Origin of the sequence: Bacillus cereus group sp. RP29 (assembly GCF_040459765.1) — a bacterium.
Taxonomy (GTDB): Bacteria; Bacillota; Bacilli; order Bacillales; family Bacillaceae_G; genus Bacillus_A; species Bacillus_A paranthracis.
The window spans coordinates 4,550,925-4,572,807 of sequence record NZ_JARVHN010000001.1; the positions used below are offsets into that span (position 1 = coordinate 4,550,925).

A 21,883-nucleotide genomic window follows, 5' to 3' on the forward strand; every position below is an offset into this window, starting at 1 on the left:
TACGGTAGCCTATTACGGAACATTATATTTTCGTTTATATATATTACTTAAAATCGAAGAAGGAATTTGCTCATAACGAATTTTTTCTCCTGTTTCATCCACAATATACAAATTGTTTCCTATATAATATATTCCATCTTTTCGTTTTGAGTACACTGCATATCTTTCGTTTGGCAATATCATTTTCACTTTCGTTAGCTGTCCATTCGGTTCTTGCCAATATATATCGGCGCGATCTACTAACGTAAGCATACCAATTTGCTCTTCTTCTACTTTACGACCATTCCAGCTCACAACACGATAACCAAGCTTATTCGCTTCATATTCCGGGCTCGTATGAAACCGAGAAATGATTACTTTCGTCTGTAATTGAACTCGGTCATATAACCACTGTATATCCCTGTCATGCATACGAATACAGCCATTTGATTCCCTACTTCCAATTGTCCATTCCCGATTTGTCCCATGAATCGCATATTCATTTTTATCTAGTCCAAGCCATCTCGTACCAAGAGGGTTATTTGGTGCACCACCAGCTATTTTTTTTCGATGGTATTCTTTATTTTTATATTTAGTTATAATACAAAAATTACCTTCAGGCGTAGGTGTACGATCTCTTCCAGTTGTTACGGGGAATGTTTTTGTATAATTTCCATTTTCAAAAAAAGATAATTGGTTTGTCGTAAGGTTCACTAATATTAGATGATCTGTATTAGCAAAAGCACTAACCGGTAGGATGAAAAATAATAGTATGACGAAACATAGCTTTTTCATTTATATCCCCCTAGCGCTCACTATAATAAGTGGAATTAACTTTACTTTGCTCTTATAAATGAAAACTATCCATTTACAATAACGCCCCCATTGACGTGTATCATTTGCCCGGTAACATAGGATGAATCATCAGACGCTAAATATACGTATGCTGGTGCTAATTCATATGGTTGGCCCGGTCTTTGCATCGGAACATTGCTTCCAAACTGTGATACTTTTTTCTCATCAAAGCTCGATGGAATAAGTGGTGTCCAAATCGGTCCTGGCGCAACACCATTTACACGAATCCCTTTTTGCACTAATGACTGAGAAAGTGATCTTGTGAAAGCAACGATTGCCCCTTTCGTTGCGGAATAATCAATTAACGTTTCATTTCCTTCGTATGCAACGATAGACGCGGTATTTATAATGACATCCCCTTGCTTTAAATGAGAAAGTGCGGCTTTCGCAACGTGAAAATAAGAAAAAATATTAATACGAAAAGTCTTTTCTAGCTGTTCTGCTGTAATATACTCTAGTCCTTGCTGCGGATATTGCTGCGCAACATTATTTACTAAAACCTGTAAACTTCCTAGCTGCTGAACGGTCTCTTGAACAACATCTTTACAATGCTGTTCATCACTTAAATCACCCGGCAACAATACACACTTTACACCTTCTTTCTCAACATACTGCTTCGTCTCATTAGCATCTTCTTCCTCATCTAAATAAGCAATCGCAATATTTGCTCCCTCTTTCGCAAAAGCGATAGAAACAGCTCGTCCAATTCCACTATCTCCCCCTGTAATTAATACATTCTTTCCTTTTAACTTTTCGCTACCTTTATAATTTGGATCTTCAAACTGCGGAAGTGGATTCATTAATGATTCAATACCAGGTTGTTTATTTTGATGTTGCGCTGGCATTGTTACAAAGTTTTTTTGCTGTGGCATAGCTTCTTTCAACTCCTTTTCCTTATCATGTGCATAATAAAAACTGAAATTCGCACATCATATTACGATTAATATTCGAATTTAAGACACAAAATATGAATTGTTGTAAACTTTTTATGCAAAACTATTGCAAAATAGATAAAAAACGAATATTATATATAACTGTTGTGAAAATTATTCGTAAACAGAAAGGATGTTTATATGTTTAACCTTTCAAAACATAAAACTTCTATTAAAACTGAAATTATGGCAGGTATTATTACCTTCTTAACAATGGCATATATCATTGTCGTAAACCCAGTTATCCTTGGGGATGCAGGTGTTCCATTTGAACAAGCATTTACAGCAACCATTATCGCTGCTGTTGTCGGAACATTATTTATGGCGATCTTTACAAACTTACCAATCGCAATTGCACCAGGTATGGGATTAAATGCTTACTTCTCTTACTCTGTTGTAAAGGCTCATGAAGGCATGACTTTCGCAATTGCATTCTCTGCTGTATTCGTAGCAGGTATGATTTTAATTTTGTTATCATTCACATCTTTCCGTACAAAATTAATGGAAGCAATTCCTGAAAACTTAAAACATGCAATTACTGCTGGTATCGGTCTTTTCATCGCCTTTATCGGTTTACGTTTAACAGGTATCGTTACAAAAAATGAAGCAAACTTAGTTGGACTTGGTGATCTTCACTCTGCTCCAGTACTACTAGCATTAGCTGGACTTGGAATTACGATTGTTCTTATGTCTTTAAATGTAAATGGCGCACTATTTATCGGGATGCTATTAACTGGTATTATCGCTTTCTTCACGGGACAATTATCATTCTCAAACGGTGTTACATCAATGCCTGGATTACCAGAAGGAATTATCGTTTCCAATCCAATTACTGCTGTATCTGACGTAATTAACTACGGATTATACGGCGTTGTATTCTCATTCTTCCTTGTTACACTATTCGATACAACAGGTACATTACTTGGCGTTGCTCAACAAGGTGGATTTATGAAAGACGGAAAGCTTCCAAAAGCTGGACGAGCTCTTCTATCTGACTCATTCTCAGCAACAATCGGTTCTATGTTCGGAACAACACCATCAACAGCTTACATTGAATCTTCTGCTGGCGTTGCAGCTGGTGGTCGTACTGGTTTAACAACTGTTACAGTAGCTGTTCTATTCGCTCTAGCAGCATTCTTCGGACCATTAGTAAGTGCCGTTTCTGGTGTATCAGCTATTACTGCACCATCATTAATTATCGTTGGTAGTCTTATGATGGGTTCAGTTCGCCACATCGATTGGGACGCATTTGATGAAGCATTCCCAGCATTCTTAGTAATCTTAAGCATGCCACTTACATCAAGTATCGCAACAGGTATTGCACTTGGATTTATTTCATATCCACTTATGAAAGTAGCAAAAGGTAAATTCCGTGCTGTTCACCCACTTGTATATGTATTTGGAATTTTGTTTGCTTATCAATTGATATTCTTACCACATTAAAAAAGTAGAGCATCGGATTTCGATGCTCTACTTTTCTTTTATAACAATCATTCAAACTATAACGGTCCCTCCAAAATATGAAGGAGCTTATAATCTTTTAATATCTCTCTTCTACCTGTAATTCTTTACTATACTTCTGAATGAAAACTGAAGAAATAACCATTACCATCCCTACACTACACCCAATAAGCTGATCCAGTAGCATTTCATCATGAATGAACCAGCGCAGTAAAAATACCCCACCAAAAATAAGCATCATAATAAATCCAGTATGTCTAAGCCCTTTATATACATTTTCCATATGTATCACCTCTCCACATACTTTTATCCATATTATACCATAATCTAAAAACGTGTATAACCAACATTCAGCATTGAAACCAATAATAAAAAGACTGCAGAGAATTTCTTCTCCACAGCCTAATACTTATTTTTGCAAGAACGCTTTTAAATCTGCAAACTGTCTCTTTGCATCTTCATAGCCTTGCTCATATAGATTTTGTAGTTTTGCTGTATCTTTTTCCATACGATCTACTTGAAGCGGTACTTCTGGACGAATAACAAATAAATTACCCGCTTGTTCTTCTTTTTCAATGTAGTGAAGTGTTTCATTATACACTTCATAGCGATTTAGCATTGTGTTAACAAGATTCGGATATTTTTTATAAGCTTTCGCAGCAATCCACCCAAATCTTGATTTTTTCTTTGCGTAACCGTGATTTCTTGTTAAAATTACGACTGATTTTTTAAATCCATCTTCCTGTGCTTTACGAACTGGAATTGGATCTGAAATCCCGCCATCTAATAATTGCTTACCACGATAATTTACTACTGGTGCAATGAAAGGTAATGAACTAGAAGCTTGTAATAAATTTAGTGCATCGTCATTCGTTCCCTCTTTTTCAAAATAAACAGACTGTCCTGTTTCACAATCCGTCGTTCCTACAAGGAAACGCTCTGGGCTATTAAAGTATGTTTCAAAATCAAACGGCACATGCTTTTCTGGAATTTCATGAAAAATAAAATCCATATCAAATAGCTGACGTTTTCTCCATAAGTTTTTATACGATAAATATTTCGGATGTGATGCATAATCAATATTTACTGTTTTATTTCTATTTCTTTGTCTGGAAAGATACGACGCTGCATGACAAGCACCAGCTGATACACCGATTACATATGGAAAATATAAATCTTGTTCCATAAAGTATTCTAATATCCCGCCCGTATATACACCACGCATACCGCCGCCTTCTAATACTAACCCTGTATTTTCAAGCATGTTACTCTCTCCTCTATATATATTGACTCTTTAATTATTCACCATGTTAAGTATCTGTTTCTATTATATATGAGTTCTTTCAGAAATTATATTTAAAAGACTTGAGAAAACGGAATTTTTTCTTCCAATTATATTTCCAAATGATCAGAGACATCCTTTATAAACCTCTGAATAAAATCTTGTTCTTCTTTCGTATATCTATCTAAGAGTAACAGCCACTTTTCTTCAGCTTGTTTATGCAATTTATCATGAGCTTTATATATTTCATTTCCGCTTTCCGTTAAGCGAAAGAAAATTTCTTTTTGATTGTCTAACATTTGCATCTTCTCAACGAATTTCTTTTGGAACAACTTTGTACAAACTTTAGAGATTGCGCCCTTCGTCATTCCCATTTCTATCGTAATTGCCGTTACATTCATCAGACCATTTTTCCCGATACATTCGATTACATGTAACTCAGATAAAGACATACCACTTACACCTGTCTCACGAAGAAACTTCTCATTTTGTCCTTTCAAATGTTCTTCTCTTTTATGCAAAAGTGTACGAATGTCCGAAAGTATTTCCATTTGTTTCGTTACATAATCCAATCCGTTCACCCCCTAAGTTTCCAAAGAAACAATTTAACTATATACCATTTTAAAATCATTTTTTCATATTTACAAGTGAGAAAAACATGTTAAACTAAATTTAGTTTCCAAGGAAACTAAAAAAGAGGAGGTTAACATAATGAAAAAATCCAAACTACATTTCATTTTATATGTTGTCTGTATTAGTGCCTTACTTGGTTCCTTCGCTCAAAATATTTACACACCTATCTTGCCCATGATTCAAGGTTCTTTTCATACTTCTCTTTATCTTGTAAATGTAACAGTTTCACTTTTCACGTTCATTCTTGCAATTATGCAGCTCGTATATGGACCTTTCATTGATACAAAAGGGAGAAAATCTGTCCTTATCCCTAGTTTAGTCATTAGTACAATTGGTTCAATCGGATGTGCTTTTTCGGCAAACATTTATTTATTTCTCTTTTTTAGAGCTGTTCAAGCTATAGGAATAGCGGCTATACCTGTAGTTTCAGCAACGATTATCGGCGATTTATTTGAAGGAAAAGAACGCGGAGAAGCGATGAGCCTATACCAAATGTTACTTGCCCTCGCACCTGCGATTGGTCCTCTCATTGGTGGTTATCTCGGCAGTATAAATGGCCACTTATCTGTATTTCTATTTTTATCTATACTTGGCATTCTTTTATTAATGATAAACCTTTCACTACTTCCAGAAACAAAACCTACTGTAATGAAGCAACCGCAAGCAAAAAAGAATTACTGGTTTATCTTAAAAAATAAAACTGGATTTTCTATTACTCTTATTGGCTTCATTCAATTTTGTATTTACTTTTGCTTTCTCGTTTTTTTACCGAGTATTTTAACAAATTCATTTCATTTAACTGTAAAGGAAATTGGTCTTATGTTTGTACCAATGTCTCTTTCTATCATGCTGGGAAGTTTTTGCTACAAGTTTTTGCAAAAACGCCTCACAACAAAGCAAACTTTATTTATTACGAGTTTCTTCAATATTATATGTGTCGTTTTATTCTCTTTCACATATAGCATTAATATCCCATTCATCATTATCGTTACATCTTTGTACGGTTTTAGTATGGGACTTTCTATGCCAACTCACACTACTTTGTTAACGGAAGAATTCGTACAAGAACGCGCAACAGCTATCGGTATGTACAACTTCATCCGCTATCTTGGTATGGGCACAGGCCCACTTATAGGTGGATTTCTTTTATTTAACCAAAATTACTTTTGGATTTTCTTCCTAGGCGCAATTATATTTTTACTTGTAACCTTATATGCAATGAAAATGCTACGCTTCCCTGCCACACAAAAAGCAAAATAGAGACCTACAGATGGTCTCTATTTTAAACTCTTTGATCCGCAACAATATGAATATCAATATGTTTCGTCTGTCTCATAATTTCATTTACAATAGAACCTTTTCTAATTTCTTCCCACCGCGTTCTCGCTGATTGCCCAAGTAAAATTTGTGTTACTTGCAATCTTTTCGCGACTTCAATAATAACATCCGCTGGCTTTCTTCCTTTTGCTTCTTCTAATACAAAACTTGCATCAAATTGATTCGTGAGCGCCTTCCACTCTTCAATTGTTTGTTTTTTACTAGCTGAAAGAGAGTCTATATTTTCTCTTTCAACATTGAATACATACAATTCAGCGTTTAAGCGATCAGCCATGCGCCAGCCCCGTCTTATTAATTTCTCTGCAGTTGAACTGTACTGTACACAAACGAGAATTTTTTCTTTCACTCCGATTGGTTCTATCACTGTTTGACTAATCTTTTCGTCCATATCGTCAGCGACTTCCCGAAGTGATAATTCTCTTAGTGCTCCTAAATTATTAAGCGTAAAGAAATTTTGTAAGCTTTGCTGAATTTTTTCTTCTTTATATATCTTTCCATCTATTAACCTCTTCCGAAGTACTTCCGGCGTTGCATCAACGAGCTGAATTTCATTTGCTTTTTGTAAAATAAAATCTGGAATTCGTTCTCTTACTTTTACATTTGTAATTTGAGCTACAATGTCATGAACGCTTTCTAAATGTTGAATATTAAACGCTGACAATACGGATATACCAGCCTCTAACAATTCTTGTACATCCATATAACGCTTCTTATTTTTAGAGCTGGGAATATTACTATGTGCAAGTTCATCCACTACAACGACTTGCGGCGCACGTTTTATAATGCCTTCCACATCAAGCTCATAAAATACTTTTCCTTTATACTGTATTTCTTTCAAAGGAACTTTTTCTAAATCAGCAATTGCTTCTTCCGTCTCTTTTCTCCCGTGCGTTTCAATTAAACCAATTACAATATCCGTACCGTCCTTTTTCATCTCTCTAGCATCATAGAGCATTTTATAACTTTTCCCTACTCCTGGAGCAGCCCCTACATATAGCTTTAACTTCCCACGATTTTGCTGACGAATATATTCTAAATATTCCTCTGGCGTTCGCCTTTGAAACGTCGGTTTATAGTCATCTGCATACAAAACACACACAACCTTTCTTTCGAAACAACACTACCTCAATCTGTTAGATTGAGGTAGCACTGTTACTATTTCAGTAGTTTCTGTAATTCTAAATTTAACTTTAAGACGTTTACGCGGGTCTCTCCAAATAAACCAAGTGCCGCACCTTCTGTTTGATCTTTAATCAATTGCTCTAGTGTTTCTTTCGAGATATTCGTTAATTTCGAGATACGCTCTACCTGTACGGAGGCTGCCTTCGGACTAATATCAGGATCAAGCCCTGAACCTGAATTTGTCACTAAATCGATTGGTACTTCTGTAACTGGAACGCTCGGATTTTGTTTCTTCCACTCTTCAATACTTTTCTCTACTCGTTTCTCTAAATCTGGATTAGACGGTGCATAGTTATTTGAACCAGACGCTTCTGCTTTATATTCAATACTAGAAACACGCCCATGAAAATAACGTGGATCTGTGAAATTTTGACCGATTAATGTAGAACCAATCACTTCATTTTTATCATTATATATTAGACTTCCATCCGCATTATCCTTCATTACTGCTTGTGCAATACCAGTAATAATAAGCGGATATACAAGTCCACACAACACTAAAAATGTAAAAGTAATCCGAATGATTGGTGATAGTATACTTTGTTTCTTTGCCATCTCTTTCCCCTCTTCCTTATATGAACAAGCCGACAATCATATCAATTACTTTAATTCCAATGAACGGTACAATCACTCCACCAAGCCCATAAATAAGTAGGTTTCGGCCAAGTAGTGCATTCGAACTCATCGGTTTATATGCGATACCTTTCATCGCCAATGGAATGAGTAATGGAATAATAACCGCATTAAATAGTAATGCTGATAAAATCGCTGACAGTGGTGATGTTAGCTTCATAATGTTCAATGCTTCCATTTGCGGAATCGCAAGTGTAAACATTGCTGGAATGATTGCAAAATATTTTGCGATATCATTTGCAATACTAAACGTCGTTAACGCACCGCGTGTCATTAACAATTGCTTACCGATTCCTACTACCTCAATAATCTTCGTTGGATTCGAATCTAAATCAATCATATTCGCTGCTTCTTTCGCAGCTGTCGTACCACTATTCATCGCTAATCCAACGTCAGCCTGCGCTAATGCCGGCGCATCATTTGTACCATCACCTGTCATCGCTACAAGTTTCCCTTTATCCTGCTCTGCTTTAATAACTGCAATTTTATCTTCTGGTTTGCACTCAGCAACAAACTCATCTACTCCTGCTTCTTTTGCAATGGTTGCTGCTGTTAATGGGTTATCCCCTGTACACATAACCGTTTTAATCCCCATTTGACGCAACTGTTCAAAACGTTCACGCATACCAGGTTTTACTGTATCTTTTAAATAGATTAAACCGTAAATACGATTATTCACTGCAACTACAAGTGGTGTTCCGCCCTCTTTTGAAATGAAATCTGCTTTTTGATTTACATCTTTCGGAATTGTTCCACCTTGTGACTGAACCCATTCAATCACGCTACCGACAGCACCTTTTCTCACTTTCGTTCCGTCCTGTAAATCAACACCACTCATTCTCGTTTCTGCTTTAAATGGAACAAACTCACCTTGTTCCGCAAGTTCTCTATTATATGATATAGATTTCGCTTGCACATACTCGATAACAGATCGCCCTTCTGGTGTTTCATCTAAAACTGAGCTAATCGCAGCCCACTTTCCAACTTGCTCAATCGTTTCATTTCCTACAGGTAATAATGTATGAGCCATTCGGTTCCCGAAAGTAATCGTACCCGTTTTATCTAAAATAATTGTATTAATATCGCCCGCAGCTTCTACTGCTTTACCCGACATTGCTAACACATTAAACTTTGTCACACGGTCCATCCCGGCAATACCTATCGCTGATAATAATCCACCAATTGTCGTTGGAATTAAACAAACTAACAATGCTACAAGTACAGCTGTATCAATTTGAAACCCTAAATAATTTGTGAAAATCGGCAGCGTCACAACAACGATTAAGAAAATAAGCGTTAAACTCGTTAATACTGTATTTAAAGCAATTTCATTCGGCGTTTTTTGACGAGCAGCCCCTTCTACTAAAGAGATCATTTTATCAATAAATGATTCACCAGGATTACTCGTAATGATAATCGTAATCTCATCACTTACAACCATCGTACCGCCTGTTACGGAACAAAAATCACCGCCAGCTTCTTTTATTACAGGAGCTGATTCCCCTGTAATCGCAGATTCATCAACAGATGCTAATCCTTTTATGACTTCCCCATCACTTGGAATCATTTCTCCTTGTTTTACAATAACAACATCACCTTTTCTTAGATCCGTTGCTGAAACTTGAACAATGTTCCCATTTTCTTTTACAACATTGGCAAACACATCTTTCTTCGACTGTTTTAAAGAATCGGCTTGCGCTTTCCCCCGTCCTTCCGCTAATGCTTCTGCAAAATTAGCAAATAAAACTGTAAATAAGAGAATGAAAGAAACTGTTATATTAAACCATCCTGGTACACTACTAGAATGACTTGGAAGAAACGATAAAATGAACGTAATGATAAATCCAATTTCTACAACAAACATAATCGGATTCTTTATCATGACTTTTGGATTCAATTTCGCAAAGGACTGTTTCATCGCATGTGTCACGATATCACGATCCATCGTTTTCGCTTGTCTAACTTCATCTTCTACAACATGCATTTGTGACTCATTTACTCTTTTTTCTTTTACTACTACCGGTCTCATCATTTACCCTCCATTACTTCAATGTAAGAAATTCTGCAATTGGACCGAGTACCAACATTGGGAAGAATGTTAATGCACCGACAATTACAATTGTTCCGATGAAAATGCCGCCAAATAAACTATTATCCGTACGGAACGTTCCGACTGTTTCTGGCACAACCGTCTTCTCTTTCAATGAAGCTGCAACAGCTAGCATCGTAATTAAACTGAAATAGCGTCCTAAAAACATAACTAAACCAGTTGTAATATTCCAAAACGGTGTATTATCTGCTAACCCTTCAAATCCAGATCCGTTATTCGCAGCTGATGACGTATACTCATAAACAACTTGTGTTAAACCGTGGAAGCCCGAGTTAGAAATCGCTTCTGTTCCTAAATGTGTAGAAAGAGCTAATGCCGAAAATCCTAAAATGAGCAATGGATGAAATAGTATCGTTACCGCAATTAATTTCATTTCCTTACCTTCAATTTTCTTACCTAAAAACTCTGGTGTCCGTCCAACCATTAATCCAGATATAAAAACTGCGATGATCGCATACATAATAATGTTCACAAAGCCTGCTCCAACGCCGCCGTATACTGTGTTTAACATCATATTTACGAGTGGTACTAACCCACCAATTGGTGTTAACGTATCATGCATCGTATTCACCGCTCCGGTTTCAGCAGCTGTCGTTACTGTTGCGTATAGTGAAGAAAATACTGTTCCGAACCTTACTTCTTTTCCTTCTGTACTTCCTTGTACATGTTCAATACCCATTTCATTTAGTGCTGGATTCCCGTTTAATTCAGATGTCGTAATTGTTATAAATCCTAGTAAAAACACCATGAATAGTGAAACGAAAAGGATGCGACCTTGTTTTTTATTTCCTACCATTCGTCCGTACGTAAATGGAAGTGCTGTTGGCAACAACATCATAAGCATCATTTGCAAAATATTACTCATTTGCCCTGGATTTTCAAAAGGATGTGTAGAGTTAGCTCCGAAAAATCCACCGCCGTTATTTCCAAGTTCCTTAATGGAAACGAATGATGCAACTGGCCCGCGTAATATACTTTGCTTCGCGCCATCAATCGTTTGTGCTGTAATAGCACCGTCTAACGTTTGTGGTACGCCAAGTGCAACAAACACTAGTGCCGCAATAAATGCGATAGGAAGAAATACTCTCGTTAGTGCTCTCGTAAAATCAACAAAAAAGTTACCGAGTTCTTTTCCAGCAAGCGCTCTTATAAATGCCATAACGAGCGCTAAAGTCGTTGCCGGTGCTGCAAACATTAAGAATGTAATTCCGATTAATTGTGATAAATAAGATAAACCATTTTCACCGCTATAATGCTGTAAGTTCGTATCAGCCATAAAACTAATTGCTGTATTAAAAGCGAGCGTAGGCTCCATTCCTTCAATGTGTGCTGGATTTAATGGCAATACTCCTTGTAGTCTGAAAATGAAATATACGACAACAATCATAAATCCATTTAATAAAACTAATGATAATGCGTACTGTTTCCACGTTTGATTATATTCTTTTACACCCGTAATTTTAAAAATAAGTTTTTCAAAAGGCCCGAATACTTTATCTAGCTTTTTACTCCCTTGAAAGGCTTTCTCTAAATAAATTCCCGTTGGCTTTGCCACAAGAATAAACAATAGCATTGTAATAACGACTGCAACCCAGATCATAATGAATGACTCCCCCTAATTAAAACTTTTCCGGATTTAATAATGCATACACTAAGTACACCGTAATTGCTGCAACAATAATCGATAAGGCAATCATCATGATTGCTTCCCTTCTTTCACAACTTTATCTGACCAACTTGCAAGACTTGCCATCGATGCAACTAACACAACAAAAATTCCGATCATTACAACATCTAACATAGCTACCCCTCGCTTATCTGTAAAAATTTACCATTTAAATATTAAAAAAGAACACTGAGCTCTACTCAGTGTTCAAAAAATGAACAACAAAAAGTAAACCTCCTCTCTAAACGCTTACGAGGTTAGCTGTCGGATTCGGGCCTAAAGAGTAGCCCTACTTTCAAAACTGAAAGATTCACCCCAAGTGACGATGCACAAAATTGGTTCCCCCGCTCCATTTCTGGAACTCAGCGATTTTAGGTTTTTTTGGAAATTTTATGAATGATTTATGAGAGTAAATATACTCCTCTATATTTCACTTGTAAAGAGCTAAATTACTGAAAATAAGAAAATATCTATCTATTTAAACGCTTACATTGAGTGTTATTAATATTTTTTCATCTGTTTTCTCGTCTTTTCTTACTTTTTCATAGAAATGATCTTTTAAATACGAAATAAAAAGAGCGAATGACATGAAGTGCATCGCTTATTGCACTTAGCATTCGCTCTTTTTGATTCACTATTTATTCTCCTCGTAAAAAAGTACGTAAATTTCTCCCGCGAATATAAACTTGTGACAATTCTGCATGTAGTTGCTCATATTCGATCACATCTGTTTTTAAGTATAAAGCGTCTTTCGATGGCAATATGATATAAGGCCTTGGAAAAATAGGATCGAGCACCACCAATTCTTGAACTCGCTCTATCGATACCGCCCAACGATTCGCTATATCTCCTAGTAACAACACCTTCATCTTCTTCTCCCCCGCCCTATTCAAAAAATAAAAAAGAAATATTATCACAATTCGTAAACACGACAAATGTAGCTCCAATTGTTTCATAGAGCCTCGCTGGGTATCGTTTATTCCTTGTAACAACAGTAATAGGTGCTTGAAAAGAAAAGCGAATGTGTTCTGTAAAGAAGCTAATAATTGGAAGCTCATCCCCTAGTAAAATCACCTTCTTAATACACTCACAAACACTAGCAAAATCCTGCTCCTTACTACAGCTATACGTCCAATCAAACCCACAATTCCTCACTTCAGCCGCTATCTCTTCATTTGCGGTAAAAATAATTAACTCATGTTGAAACGCTACTAAATCTATTAAACTATTTACCTTGCTTTCTTCTCCAACACAAATAAGTGTTAGTTCCATGTACCTCATCCTCCTTAGCATAAAAGAACTCAAACATAGATTGATATTCCCCTATACTAATCAGATCGATGAAGTGATGTATCCATCATGGCACCGTCCTCTCTCAAGACGCTTACGAAGTTAGCTGTCGGATTCGGACTTTGAGAGTAGCCCTACTTTCAAAATTGAAAGATTCACCCCTAGTGACACTGCACAAATTGGTTCCTCCGCTCCATATAATTGGACTCAGCGTATTACAAAAAATATATTCTGGCTGATATATTACTCTTGTATCTAGAAAAAGTAAACAGAAAAAAAAGCCAGTTATACAACTGACTTTTGTCTACTTATACATGTGCTTTATTCAATTTATATGCAAAATGATTCGTCGGTCCATGACCACTTCCAATATGTAGCGGCTCTTCAATTGCTATACTAATAAATTGTTTTGCTTCTTGAACTGCCTCTTCAATTGAGTATCCTTTCGCAAGTCCAGCTGTAACCGCTGAAGCAAATGTACACCCGCTTCCATGCGTTTGCTTTGAAGGAATTCGTTCACTTCTAAATTCAATAAACTTTTCTCCATCAAAAAGTAAATCAATTACTTCATTACCTTGATATTCTGCATGTCCGCCCTTCATAAGTACATATTTCGCCCCTAATTCATGCAATACTTTTGCAGCCTCTTTACTATCTTCAACGTTATGAATTTCTAGCCCCGTTAACACTTCTGCCTCAGGAACATTCGGCGTTACAACTGTTGCTACTGGCAATAAATATTCTTTTAACGCTTGTACTGCTTCTTGCTGTAATAATGATGCACCGCCCTTAGCAATCATAACAGGATCTAGTACAATATTATTCCAGCCAAATTTATTAATATGTTCTGCTACAATTTGAATAATTTCGCTGCTAAATAACATTCCTAATTTCACAGCATCTGGTGTTAAATCCGTACCAATTGAATTCAACTGTTCCGTAATACCTTCTAACGAAACTGGATATACCCCTTGAACGCCAAGCGTGTTTTGAGCAGTAATTGCCGTAATAGCCGTCATCCCATACACACCAAGCTCTTGGAATGTTTTTAAATCTGCTTGAATGCCGGCACCGCCACCGCTATCAGATCCTGCAATTGTTAAAGCTTTATTTACTTTCATCCCACTCATCCTTTTCTATCCAAAATAACGATGATAAACTGTTTTTGCTTCACTTATATCTTTCGTTCCATGTACAAGTACACGACCATCTTTAAAAGCAACTAATCTCTTTTCTTCCACAGAAAATGATAATAAATATGAATTTACATTTAAATCATTTACACGATCATGCAGCAGCTCTTTGTATCGTTCAAAATCCATTTCCTCTTTATGAGGTGGTCTAATTTGAACTGTATTTCTCCCGCATAAAACTGCTGTTTTCGATGTATTTTCTTTGTTTAAATAAGGATATAATGCATTCTCTCCGCACGAAGGGCAATTATGTTTACGAAGCTTTTGCACATTCATACATGAATATTCATTCTTCCATACATCAAACGATACAAGTCCATCTCGAAGTGATTCGTAATCTTCCACTAACAGTTTAAGAGCTTCCGTTACTTGATGAGAAACGACGAGAGATACAGCAGGTGATATAATCCCCGCTGTATCACATGTCGCTCCGCCAAGCGGAATCGATTGTAATAAACAAGATAAACATGGCGTTTTACTAGGAAGGATTGTGTAAGAAAGACCGTAACTTCCTACACATGCTCCGTAAATCCATGGAATAGCATATTTTTGTGCTATATCATTCACAATGAAACGCGTTTCGAAATTATCAGTTGCATCAATCATTACATCAACGTTTGTAACGAGTTCTTCTAACTCCTCAGCTGTTACATCTTGAACGAGCGCTTCTACTCTTACTTCACTATTAATCTCTTCTAGACGATTCTTTGCTGCTACAGCTTTCGGAAGATTATTTTTCACATCACTCTCTGCATACAATTGCTGCCTTTGTAAATTACTCCAATCGACATAATCCCGGTCAACAATCGTTACTGTACCAACACCAGCTCTTACAAACATTTCTGCATTTGCACTACCTAGTGCGCCTGCACCGATAATAAGCACATGCTTTTCCCTTATCTTTTGCTGTCCTTCTTCTCCAATTGGAGAAAATAGTTCTTGGCGAGAATATCGATTATTCAACTACGCTCATTCCTTCTAAAGGACTACTTGCCGTTGCACAACGTTTACGTGCAATACGACCTGCTTCAAAGCCTAAACGGCCTGCCTCAATACTTAATTTCATTGCTTGTGCCATTTTAATAGGATCTTTTGCTCCTGATACAGCTGTATTTAATAACACACCATCTGCTCCTAATTCCATCGCAAATGCCGCATCAGCCGGGCTACCGATACCAGCATCAACGATAACTGGTACTGTCGCTTGTTCAATAATAAAACTTAAATTTAATGGATTTACAATACCAAGCCCTGAACCGATTGGTGATGCTCCTGGCATAATCGCATGCACGCCAAGTTCTTGTAATTTACGTGCTAATACAACATCATCAGATGTGTACGGAAGTACGATAAATCCTTCTTCTAGTAACATTTCAGATGCCTTTAACGTCTCTACCGGATCAGGTAATAACGTTCTATCATCACCAATAACTTCTACCTTTATCATGTCGCAAAGCCCTGAAGCTTTTGCTAATTTTGCAATACGAACAGCTTCTTCAGCATTTTTTGCTCCGGCTGTATTCGGTAATAACGTATATTTTTTCACATCAAGTTTCTCTAATAAATTAGGTTGCTTTGCATCAAATATATCCATACGACGTACTGCGAACGTTAAAACTTCTGCCTCAGATACATCAATTGCCTTTTGCTGCACATCAAAATCAGGGAATTTTCCTGTTCCTAATAAAAGTCTAGAATGAAATAAAAATGGTCCAATGTTTAACATAATCAACCGCCTCCTACGAAAGTTACAATCTCAATTTGGTCTCCATCAAAAACAGATGTATCTGTATGATCATCTTTTTGTAAAATATCTTTATTACGCTCTACTACAACAATTCTGTTATCTAACTCTAAATGTGTAAGTAGCTCAGCTACTGTTTTCACACTCTCTGGCACTTCAATTTGATTACCATTAATTTTTAAATTCAAACTTCCATCCCCTTTCTAAACTGTTTTAGAAAGCAATAAATCTAGCAAGTGATTCTCCTGCTTTCCTTCTATTAAATCAGCCATATATTGACCAGAAACAGGACTTAATAAAATGCCGTTTCGATAATGGCCTGTGCAAGCATATAAACCTTTTATTTCTTCATGCTCTCCCATATAAGGAGCCTCATGATTCGACTGTGGTCTTAATCCGGCCCATGCGCTTTCCCATTCCGCTTCTTTTAATGCTGGCAATATTGTATACGCGCGCTCTAATATAGAAGTAATACTCTCTGGTTGCACAGTTTTATTGAATGTACGGGGCTTCATCGTTGCTCCAATTACGTAACGTCCGCCGCGCTTTGGTGCAATGTAAAACCTTTCTTGGAAAATAGGCGCCTTTAAAAGTGGTTTTCTACTTCTGACCGCTACTACTTCTCCTTTAACTGGATATGTACCCCATTCGCGGTGAAAATAACCTAGTAACTTCGTGCTCCATGAGCCACCCGCAATAACAACTTTTTCGCAAGTGATCATACCTTCGCTTGTCACAATTCCAGTCACTTTATTATTTTCAATACGGATATCAAATACTTCTGTTTGCTCATATATATCAGCACCCGAAAATGATGCGGAATGTGCGAATGCTTTCGTAAGCTCTGGTGCAATAACATGACCATCTTTCGGATAATATACAGCCCCTATAATTGACTCAGATAGATACGGCTCTTTCTCTCGCAAACGATCTCCCGCTAGGAAATAAGAATCTTCACCGGTTTTCTGCTGCCAATCCATAATGTGAAGAATTCTTTCCTTCTCATCTTCATTTTGAGCAATGCGATAAATGCCTTTCTCTTCATACCCAATATCGATGCCTGTTTTTTCGCGTAAAACTTCTGCAAGTTGTGGAAATATAGCACGGCTTTCTCTCGCAAGTTCAAATAGCGGGTCATATTCATCCCATTCTGCCTGCACCCCAAGTAAACCAGCGGCTGCTTTCGAGGCTTCAGATGCAATCTGTTGCTTCTCTACAATCGCTACTTTATGGCCTCTTTCTGCTAGAAAATGTGCAACTGAACTACCAATTACACCACCGCCAATTATCGCTACATCATACTTCTTACACATGTTTTTCCGCCCACTTTCTTATTGATTCCTTATAAGATTTCGCTTTGCTATACGGGTTACTACTACTTATAATCCCAGACATAACAGCAATACCACTGACGCCGTTAGTAAGAACATCTCCAGTGTTTTCCGGAGTGATTCCTCCAATTGCTGTAATCGGTATGGATAAACACTTTGCAATGTCTGAAATTTCTTCAAGCCCTCTCGCTGGCACACCTTTTTTACAATCTGTCGGAAATACATGACCATAGACGAGTGAATCCGCACCATTCTTAAATGCATCAATCGCCTCTTCTAAAGAATGCACAGAATAACCGACATGCAAATAAGAAAACTTTTCTTTCACTGACCTTACATCAGCGCTTCGATATCCTAGCTGCACGCGCGGAATATTTAATAAAATAGCAATATCAATTCGATCATTTATCACTATTTTCGATGCTGGAAAGCCCTTCTTCAAAAGACTTTCCACACCTTCATACAATTCCTTCGTACTTTTCTCACGCTCACGAATATGCAAATAATCAATTTCACTTTCAATTTGCATCGCTACATTCACTAACTCTTCGAATGACATGTGACCATTTGAGATTACATGAAGCTCATTTTTCATATTCATTCGCCTACTTTAAAATGTTTTCGAATAACTCATCGGCCGGAACGATTTCTTTCGTCATTCCTTTATCTTTCAACCATTTATTTTGTTTCTCCCATGACTCTTTTGAATCTGATAAAAATGGCTCATCTTTCGTTTCCATCTTCTCTAATAAAATTTTCATACTTTCCTTTTCAACTTCTGGCACAAGTGGGAAGTTTTCTTTTTCTTGATGATTTAATAAAATATTCAATGCTTCATCTGGGTTTTTCTTCATAAAATCATAGCCTTTTTTCGTACCACGCAAGAAAGCTTGCAAAGCTTCTTTATCTTTTTTCAATGTTTTATCACCTGTTACAAATACGAGCTCATGATAATTCGGTACACCATAATCTGCTGGATTAAAGTATGCTGGTTCATGACCTTCATGACGCATAACAGGTACTTCGTGGTTAATATATGCTCCTGTTACCGCATCCACTTTTTTCGTAATTAATGCTGGTACTAAATCAAAACCAACATCGACTACTTTCACTGTATCTGGATTACCACCAGCTTCTTTTACCATCGTTTTTAAATACATCTCACTTAAAGGTGTTCCAGAATACCCAACTGTTTTACCCTCTAAATCTTTTGGCGATTGAATGCCTGCAGACTTCAGCGATACAACATGATTTAATGGTGAACGTACGACGGCTCCAATTGATTTCACTGGAATTTGTTCATTTGCTTTTGCCATGACAACATCTGGCTGATAATATAAGCCAACTGTTACTTTTCCTGCAGCTGCTAACGTTAATGGGTCAGTCGGATTAGAAGGGAATTTAATATTTACCTTTACTCCTTCTTCTTTAAAGTAACCTTTTTCAATTGCCGCATAAATAAAGCTATGTACCGCATTTGGGTACCAATCAAGCATGACCGTTATTTCTTTCTCTTTTTTATTCTTATCTGATGCTGAATTACTCGAACATCCAGCAATCATTGCAACTAATAATGTAAGCACAAAGATGCGTTTTAAAAATTTCATGAATGCTTCCTCCAACTAATGAATTTCTTTTCTAATACCGAAATAAGTACGACGAAGAAAATAGCTAATAATGATAACAATACAATGGGTGCAAATACACCTGCCCCGTCTAATTGCGTCATCATTCTCTTACTGAAATATCCTAGCCCCGCTTGTGCACCGAGCCATTCACCAATTGCCGCCCCAATTACACTAAGCGGTACTGCAATTTTTAAAGCTGAGAAAAAATAAGGAAGAGCAGACGGCAATTTTAATTTAAGAAAAACATCTTTTTTCGTTGCCCCATACGTAACTAAAAGCTCTTCCCATTCTTTTTTCGTACTGCGCAGTCCATCATACGTATTAACCGCAATTGGGAAAAACGTAATTAAAACCGTAACAACAACCTTACTCCAGATCGTATATCCAAACCATAAAACGAAAAGCGGAGCAAGCGCTGTAATAGGAATCGTTTGTGAGGCAACTAATAATGGATAAAATGCTCTCTCCATCCAATTACTCGCATTCATTAACATCGCTAGCCCTACCCCAAGTACGATAGAAATAGCCACCCCTATTAAAACGACATATAATGTTGCTGGCAAATGAACCGTAAATAATATGTCTTTTAGTTTCCATATCTTCATTACAATTGCAGACGGTGACGGTAAAATGTACATTTCATCTACAATTCTTGCGCCTACTTCCCAAAGAGCAAGTAAAATACTAGAAAGTGTAAGAGCAGGTAATAGCTCCTTCAACCGGTTCATCATACGAGTACCTGCCTTTGCAACATACTAAGAAGCTCATCTTTCAGCGCTAATACTTCCGGTTTATATAAATCTTTTCTTGTCCGATTATGATCAAGCGGTACAATCCTCTCGGTTAAAGTAGTTATCGGTTGCTGCTCTACCACTAAAATTCGATTAGAAAGAAACAATGCTTCTTCCACATCATGAGTGATAAATAAAATTGTTTTTTCCCACTCTTTCCATTGTTCAAACAACCATTCCTGCAAAGATGCCTTCGTTAAAGCATCCAACGCGCTAAACGGTTCATCTAAGAGCAATATCTCTCCGCCTGTTAATAAAGTTCGAATGAAAGATACGCGTTGCCTCATACCACCAGATAAATCTTTCGGATATTTTGTCTCATATCCTTGTAAACCAAATTTGTGTAACAGTTCCTTTGCCTTTATTTGTGCTTCTTTCTTCTGTACACCTTGGCACTCTAGCGGCAGGGCCGCATTCTCAATAATCGTTCTCCATGGCAGGAGCATATCTTTTTGGGGCATATACCCTACAGGATGGCTCTTTGTTTCTGTTAGTTCTATCTGTCCCGTACTCGCTTCTTCTAAACCTGTAATAAGGCGAAATAAAGTACTTTTCCCGCATCCACTCGGTCCGATAATGCTTACAAACTCTTTATCTTGTATAGAAGCATTTAATTCATTAATGATTGGCTTCTCATCATAATGAAAAGAAACATTATGAAACTGTAGTATGTTCTTGCTCCTCAAATCCCCACATCTCCTTACGGTAGGACATATCCCAGAATAAATATTCAAATCGACTGGAATATAGGAAAATCTCCTCTAATCGATCTAGCTCTTTTTCAGACTTTCCAACTGCCATTTCATTTAATAAATCTATTAACCAAATACAAAGATTACCGTATTCTTCCGAACTATATCCTTGAATCCACTCACCAAAGAACTCATGATCTCTTGCTCCAGGAATATCATTTAAACGCTTTCCAATCTCCCAGTAGCTCCACATACATGGAAGAAGTGCTGCTATTAATTCCGCAAGTGTGCCATTTTGAGATACAGACATCATGTAATTTGTATAAGCTAAATTTTTAGCAGATGGCTTTGCAGACTCTATCTCCTCTATAGAAATTCCAAGTCTTTTTGCATACTGTTTATGAATTGTCATTTCTCCATTTAATATCCCATCAATTTGTTCAGCAAATTTCCCCATAACTTGTGGATTTGTTGCCTTTACAACACCGATCGCATATAACTTTGCATAATCTAACAAGTATAAATAATCTTGAATAATATAATACTGAAACTTATCTTTTTCTAACGTACCATCCCCCATACCTACAACAAATGGATGATTATGACTCATCTCCCAAACTGGTTGTACAGTTTCTAATAATCTATCGCAAAATTTCATTTCTCTATCCCCTTTCAATTTATATATCTAAATAAAAAACCACTTCTAAATAAGAAGTGGTTACAGCAAATAAAATTATAATTTATTCGTTGCTCCACTTCCCTTCGCTAGTATTATCTAGATCAGGTCTGTAAGGGTTAAGGATTATTCCTCTCTCAGCACAACAAGCACCCCTAGTGGTTTCAATATGAAATTTTCAAATAAAAAAGCCCCGTTTCTATACGCAAAGAAACGGGGACTCATTATTAGTGTCCGAATTGCTTCCCTACGCTAGCATAATCTAGATCAGGTAATAAAAAGGATCAAAGACTTAAGGTCTTACTCTCAGCTGGCAACACCAGCTCTCCTAGCAAACTATAAAATTATCACTGTCAGTATAACACCGTAATAAGACATCATCAACTGTTTTAATTTTCTCAATTGTCAACAAAATAACAAAACCATATAACACTTATATTCTATCTTAGAAATTATTATCCTAATAA

At 36.8% G+C, this 21,883-nt stretch carries 25 protein-coding genes and 4 riboswitches; of the genes, 2 read left to right on the forward strand and 23 right to left on the reverse strand.

What is annotated here, in order from left to right; all coding sequences use genetic code 11:
• Positions 1-12 precede the first annotated feature (12 nt).
• Positions 13-774, reverse strand: a complete 762-nt coding sequence (locus QCI47_RS24180) for a L,D-transpeptidase (protein WP_309422838.1) — start codon at positions 772-774, stop codon at positions 13-15.
• Between the two features lie 65 nt (positions 775-839).
• Positions 840-1,706, reverse strand: coding sequence for an SDR family oxidoreductase (locus QCI47_RS24185; RefSeq protein WP_046198878.1), 867 nt, complete (start codon positions 1,704-1,706; stop codon positions 840-842).
• Positions 1,707-1,907: 201 nt separating this feature from the next.
• Between QCI47_RS24185 and QCI47_RS24190 the strand changes: the two genes are divergently transcribed.
• Entirely contained in the window at positions 1,908-3,209 is a 1,302-nt protein-coding gene (locus QCI47_RS24190; protein ID WP_000482726.1) for an NCS2 family permease, read from the forward strand.
• Between the two features lie 97 nt (positions 3,210-3,306).
• Here the strand turns inward: QCI47_RS24190 and QCI47_RS24195 are convergent, their stop codons facing one another.
• From QCI47_RS24195 to QCI47_RS24205, 3 genes are all read right to left on the reverse strand, one after another.
• The gene (locus tag QCI47_RS24195; protein WP_309422839.1) at positions 3,307-3,510 is read right to left on the reverse strand and encodes a hypothetical protein; all 204 of its coding nucleotides are present in this window, start codon (positions 3,508-3,510) and stop codon (positions 3,307-3,309) included.
• Between the two features lie 126 nt (positions 3,511-3,636).
• Positions 3,637-4,491, reverse strand: a complete 855-nt coding sequence (locus tag QCI47_RS24200; RefSeq protein ID WP_000892678.1) for a patatin-like phospholipase family protein — start codon at positions 4,489-4,491, stop codon at positions 3,637-3,639.
• Between the two features lie 128 nt (positions 4,492-4,619).
• Positions 4,620-5,081: a MarR family transcriptional regulator gene (locus tag QCI47_RS24205; protein WP_000386827.1), complete on the reverse strand. Its 462-nt coding sequence runs from the start codon at positions 5,079-5,081 to the stop codon at positions 4,620-4,622.
• A gap of 139 nt (positions 5,082-5,220) precedes the next feature.
• Here QCI47_RS24205 and QCI47_RS24210 point away from each other — a divergent pair, with 139 nt between their 5' ends.
• Positions 5,221-6,402, forward strand: a complete 1,182-nt coding sequence (locus tag QCI47_RS24210) for an MFS transporter (protein ID WP_309422840.1) — start codon at positions 5,221-5,223, stop codon at positions 6,400-6,402.
• A 22-nt stretch (positions 6,403-6,424) separates the two neighbouring features.
• Here QCI47_RS24210 and kdpDN read toward each other — a convergent pair whose 3' ends face one another.
• The 18 genes from kdpDN to tenA all read right to left on the reverse strand — a co-directional run bounded on the left by kdpDN (position 6,425) and on the right by tenA (position 21,398).
• Positions 6,425-7,579: a KdpD-like non-kinase potassium sensor gene (gene kdpDN, locus QCI47_RS24215; protein ID WP_073535891.1), complete on the reverse strand. Its 1,155-nt coding sequence runs from the start codon at positions 7,577-7,579 to the stop codon at positions 6,425-6,427.
• A 56-nt stretch (positions 7,580-7,635) separates the two neighbouring features.
• Positions 7,636-8,217, reverse strand: coding sequence for a K(+)-transporting ATPase subunit C (gene kdpC, locus QCI47_RS24220; RefSeq protein WP_309422841.1), 582 nt, complete (start codon positions 8,215-8,217; stop codon positions 7,636-7,638).
• A gap of 16 nt (positions 8,218-8,233) precedes the next feature.
• Entirely contained in the window at positions 8,234-10,324 is a 2,091-nt protein-coding gene (kdpB, locus tag QCI47_RS24225; RefSeq protein ID WP_242302711.1) for a potassium-transporting ATPase subunit KdpB, read from the reverse strand.
• Between the two features lie 13 nt (positions 10,325-10,337).
• Positions 10,338-12,005: a potassium-transporting ATPase subunit KdpA gene (gene kdpA, locus QCI47_RS24230; protein WP_061131343.1), complete on the reverse strand. Its 1,668-nt coding sequence runs from the start codon at positions 12,003-12,005 to the stop codon at positions 10,338-10,340.
• A gap of 19 nt (positions 12,006-12,024) precedes the next feature.
• Entirely contained in the window at positions 12,025-12,105 is an 81-nt protein-coding gene (gene kdpF / locus QCI47_RS24235; protein ID WP_000972376.1) for a K(+)-transporting ATPase subunit F, read from the reverse strand.
• Positions 12,102-12,206, reverse strand: coding sequence for a SipW-dependent-type signal peptide-containing protein (locus QCI47_RS24240; RefSeq protein WP_000887889.1), 105 nt, complete (start codon positions 12,204-12,206; stop codon positions 12,102-12,104). Before QCI47_RS24240 ends, kdpF begins: the two co-directional genes overlap by 4 nt.
• A 97-nt stretch (positions 12,207-12,303) precedes the next feature.
• A riboswitch (cyclic di-AMP (ydaO/yuaA leader) is annotated at positions 12,304-12,449 on the reverse strand.
• A 260-nt stretch (positions 12,450-12,709) separates the two neighbouring features.
• Entirely contained in the window at positions 12,710-12,940 is a 231-nt protein-coding gene (locus tag QCI47_RS24245) for a hypothetical protein (RefSeq protein WP_048558010.1), read from the reverse strand.
• Between the two features lie 16 nt (positions 12,941-12,956).
• Entirely contained in the window at positions 12,957-13,343 is a 387-nt protein-coding gene (locus tag QCI47_RS24250; RefSeq protein WP_000424071.1) for a hypothetical protein, read from the reverse strand.
• Positions 13,344-13,436: 93 nt separating this feature from the next.
• Positions 13,437-13,584, reverse strand: a riboswitch (cyclic di-AMP (ydaO/yuaA leader).
• 85 nt (positions 13,585-13,669) lie between these two features.
• Entirely contained in the window at positions 13,670-14,482 is an 813-nt protein-coding gene (gene thiD, locus QCI47_RS24255) for a bifunctional hydroxymethylpyrimidine kinase/phosphomethylpyrimidine kinase (RefSeq protein ID WP_000867406.1), read from the reverse strand.
• A gap of 15 nt (positions 14,483-14,497) precedes the next feature.
• Positions 14,498-15,517: a thiazole biosynthesis adenylyltransferase ThiF gene (thiF, locus tag QCI47_RS24260; protein ID WP_353811971.1), complete on the reverse strand. Its 1,020-nt coding sequence runs from the start codon at positions 15,515-15,517 to the stop codon at positions 14,498-14,500.
• Positions 15,510-16,280: a thiazole synthase gene (gene thiG / locus QCI47_RS24265; RefSeq protein WP_309422842.1), complete on the reverse strand. Its 771-nt coding sequence runs from the start codon at positions 16,278-16,280 to the stop codon at positions 15,510-15,512. The genes thiF and thiG overlap by 8 nt, the downstream gene beginning before the upstream one ends.
• Positions 16,281-16,282: 2 nt before the next feature.
• Positions 16,283-16,486 (reverse strand): sulfur carrier protein ThiS, encoded by a 204-nt coding sequence (thiS, locus tag QCI47_RS24270; RefSeq protein ID WP_001049505.1) that lies wholly within the window; start codon positions 16,484-16,486, stop codon positions 16,283-16,285.
• A gap of 15 nt (positions 16,487-16,501) precedes the next feature.
• Positions 16,502-17,611 (reverse strand): glycine oxidase ThiO, encoded by a 1,110-nt coding sequence (gene thiO, locus QCI47_RS24275; protein ID WP_046198889.1) that lies wholly within the window; start codon positions 17,609-17,611, stop codon positions 16,502-16,504.
• Entirely contained in the window at positions 17,604-18,224 is a 621-nt protein-coding gene (gene tenI, locus QCI47_RS24280; RefSeq protein ID WP_000787179.1) for a thiazole tautomerase TenI, read from the reverse strand. Before tenI ends, thiO begins: the two co-directional genes overlap by 8 nt.
• 10 nt (positions 18,225-18,234) lie before the next feature.
• The gene (locus QCI47_RS24285) at positions 18,235-19,236 is read right to left on the reverse strand and encodes an ABC transporter substrate-binding protein (protein WP_000670443.1); all 1,002 of its coding nucleotides are present in this window, start codon (positions 19,234-19,236) and stop codon (positions 18,235-18,237) included.
• The gene (locus QCI47_RS24290; protein WP_044790963.1) at positions 19,233-19,985 is read right to left on the reverse strand and encodes an ABC transporter permease; all 753 of its coding nucleotides are present in this window, start codon (positions 19,983-19,985) and stop codon (positions 19,233-19,235) included. The genes QCI47_RS24285 and QCI47_RS24290 overlap by 4 nt, the downstream gene beginning before the upstream one ends.
• Entirely contained in the window at positions 19,985-20,734 is a 750-nt protein-coding gene (locus QCI47_RS24295; RefSeq protein WP_001256806.1) for an ABC transporter ATP-binding protein, read from the reverse strand. Before QCI47_RS24295 ends, QCI47_RS24290 begins: the two co-directional genes overlap by 1 nt.
• On the reverse strand, positions 20,703-21,398 hold the full coding sequence (tenA, locus tag QCI47_RS24300; protein WP_000666826.1) for a thiaminase II: 696 nt from the start codon (positions 21,396-21,398) through the stop codon (positions 20,703-20,705). Before tenA ends, QCI47_RS24295 begins: the two co-directional genes overlap by 32 nt.
• Positions 21,399-21,480: 82 nt before the next feature.
• A riboswitch (TPP riboswitch) is annotated at positions 21,481-21,583 on the reverse strand.
• A 60-nt stretch (positions 21,584-21,643) separates the two neighbouring features.
• Positions 21,644-21,756, reverse strand: a riboswitch (TPP riboswitch).
• Positions 21,757-21,883 lie beyond the last annotated feature (127 nt).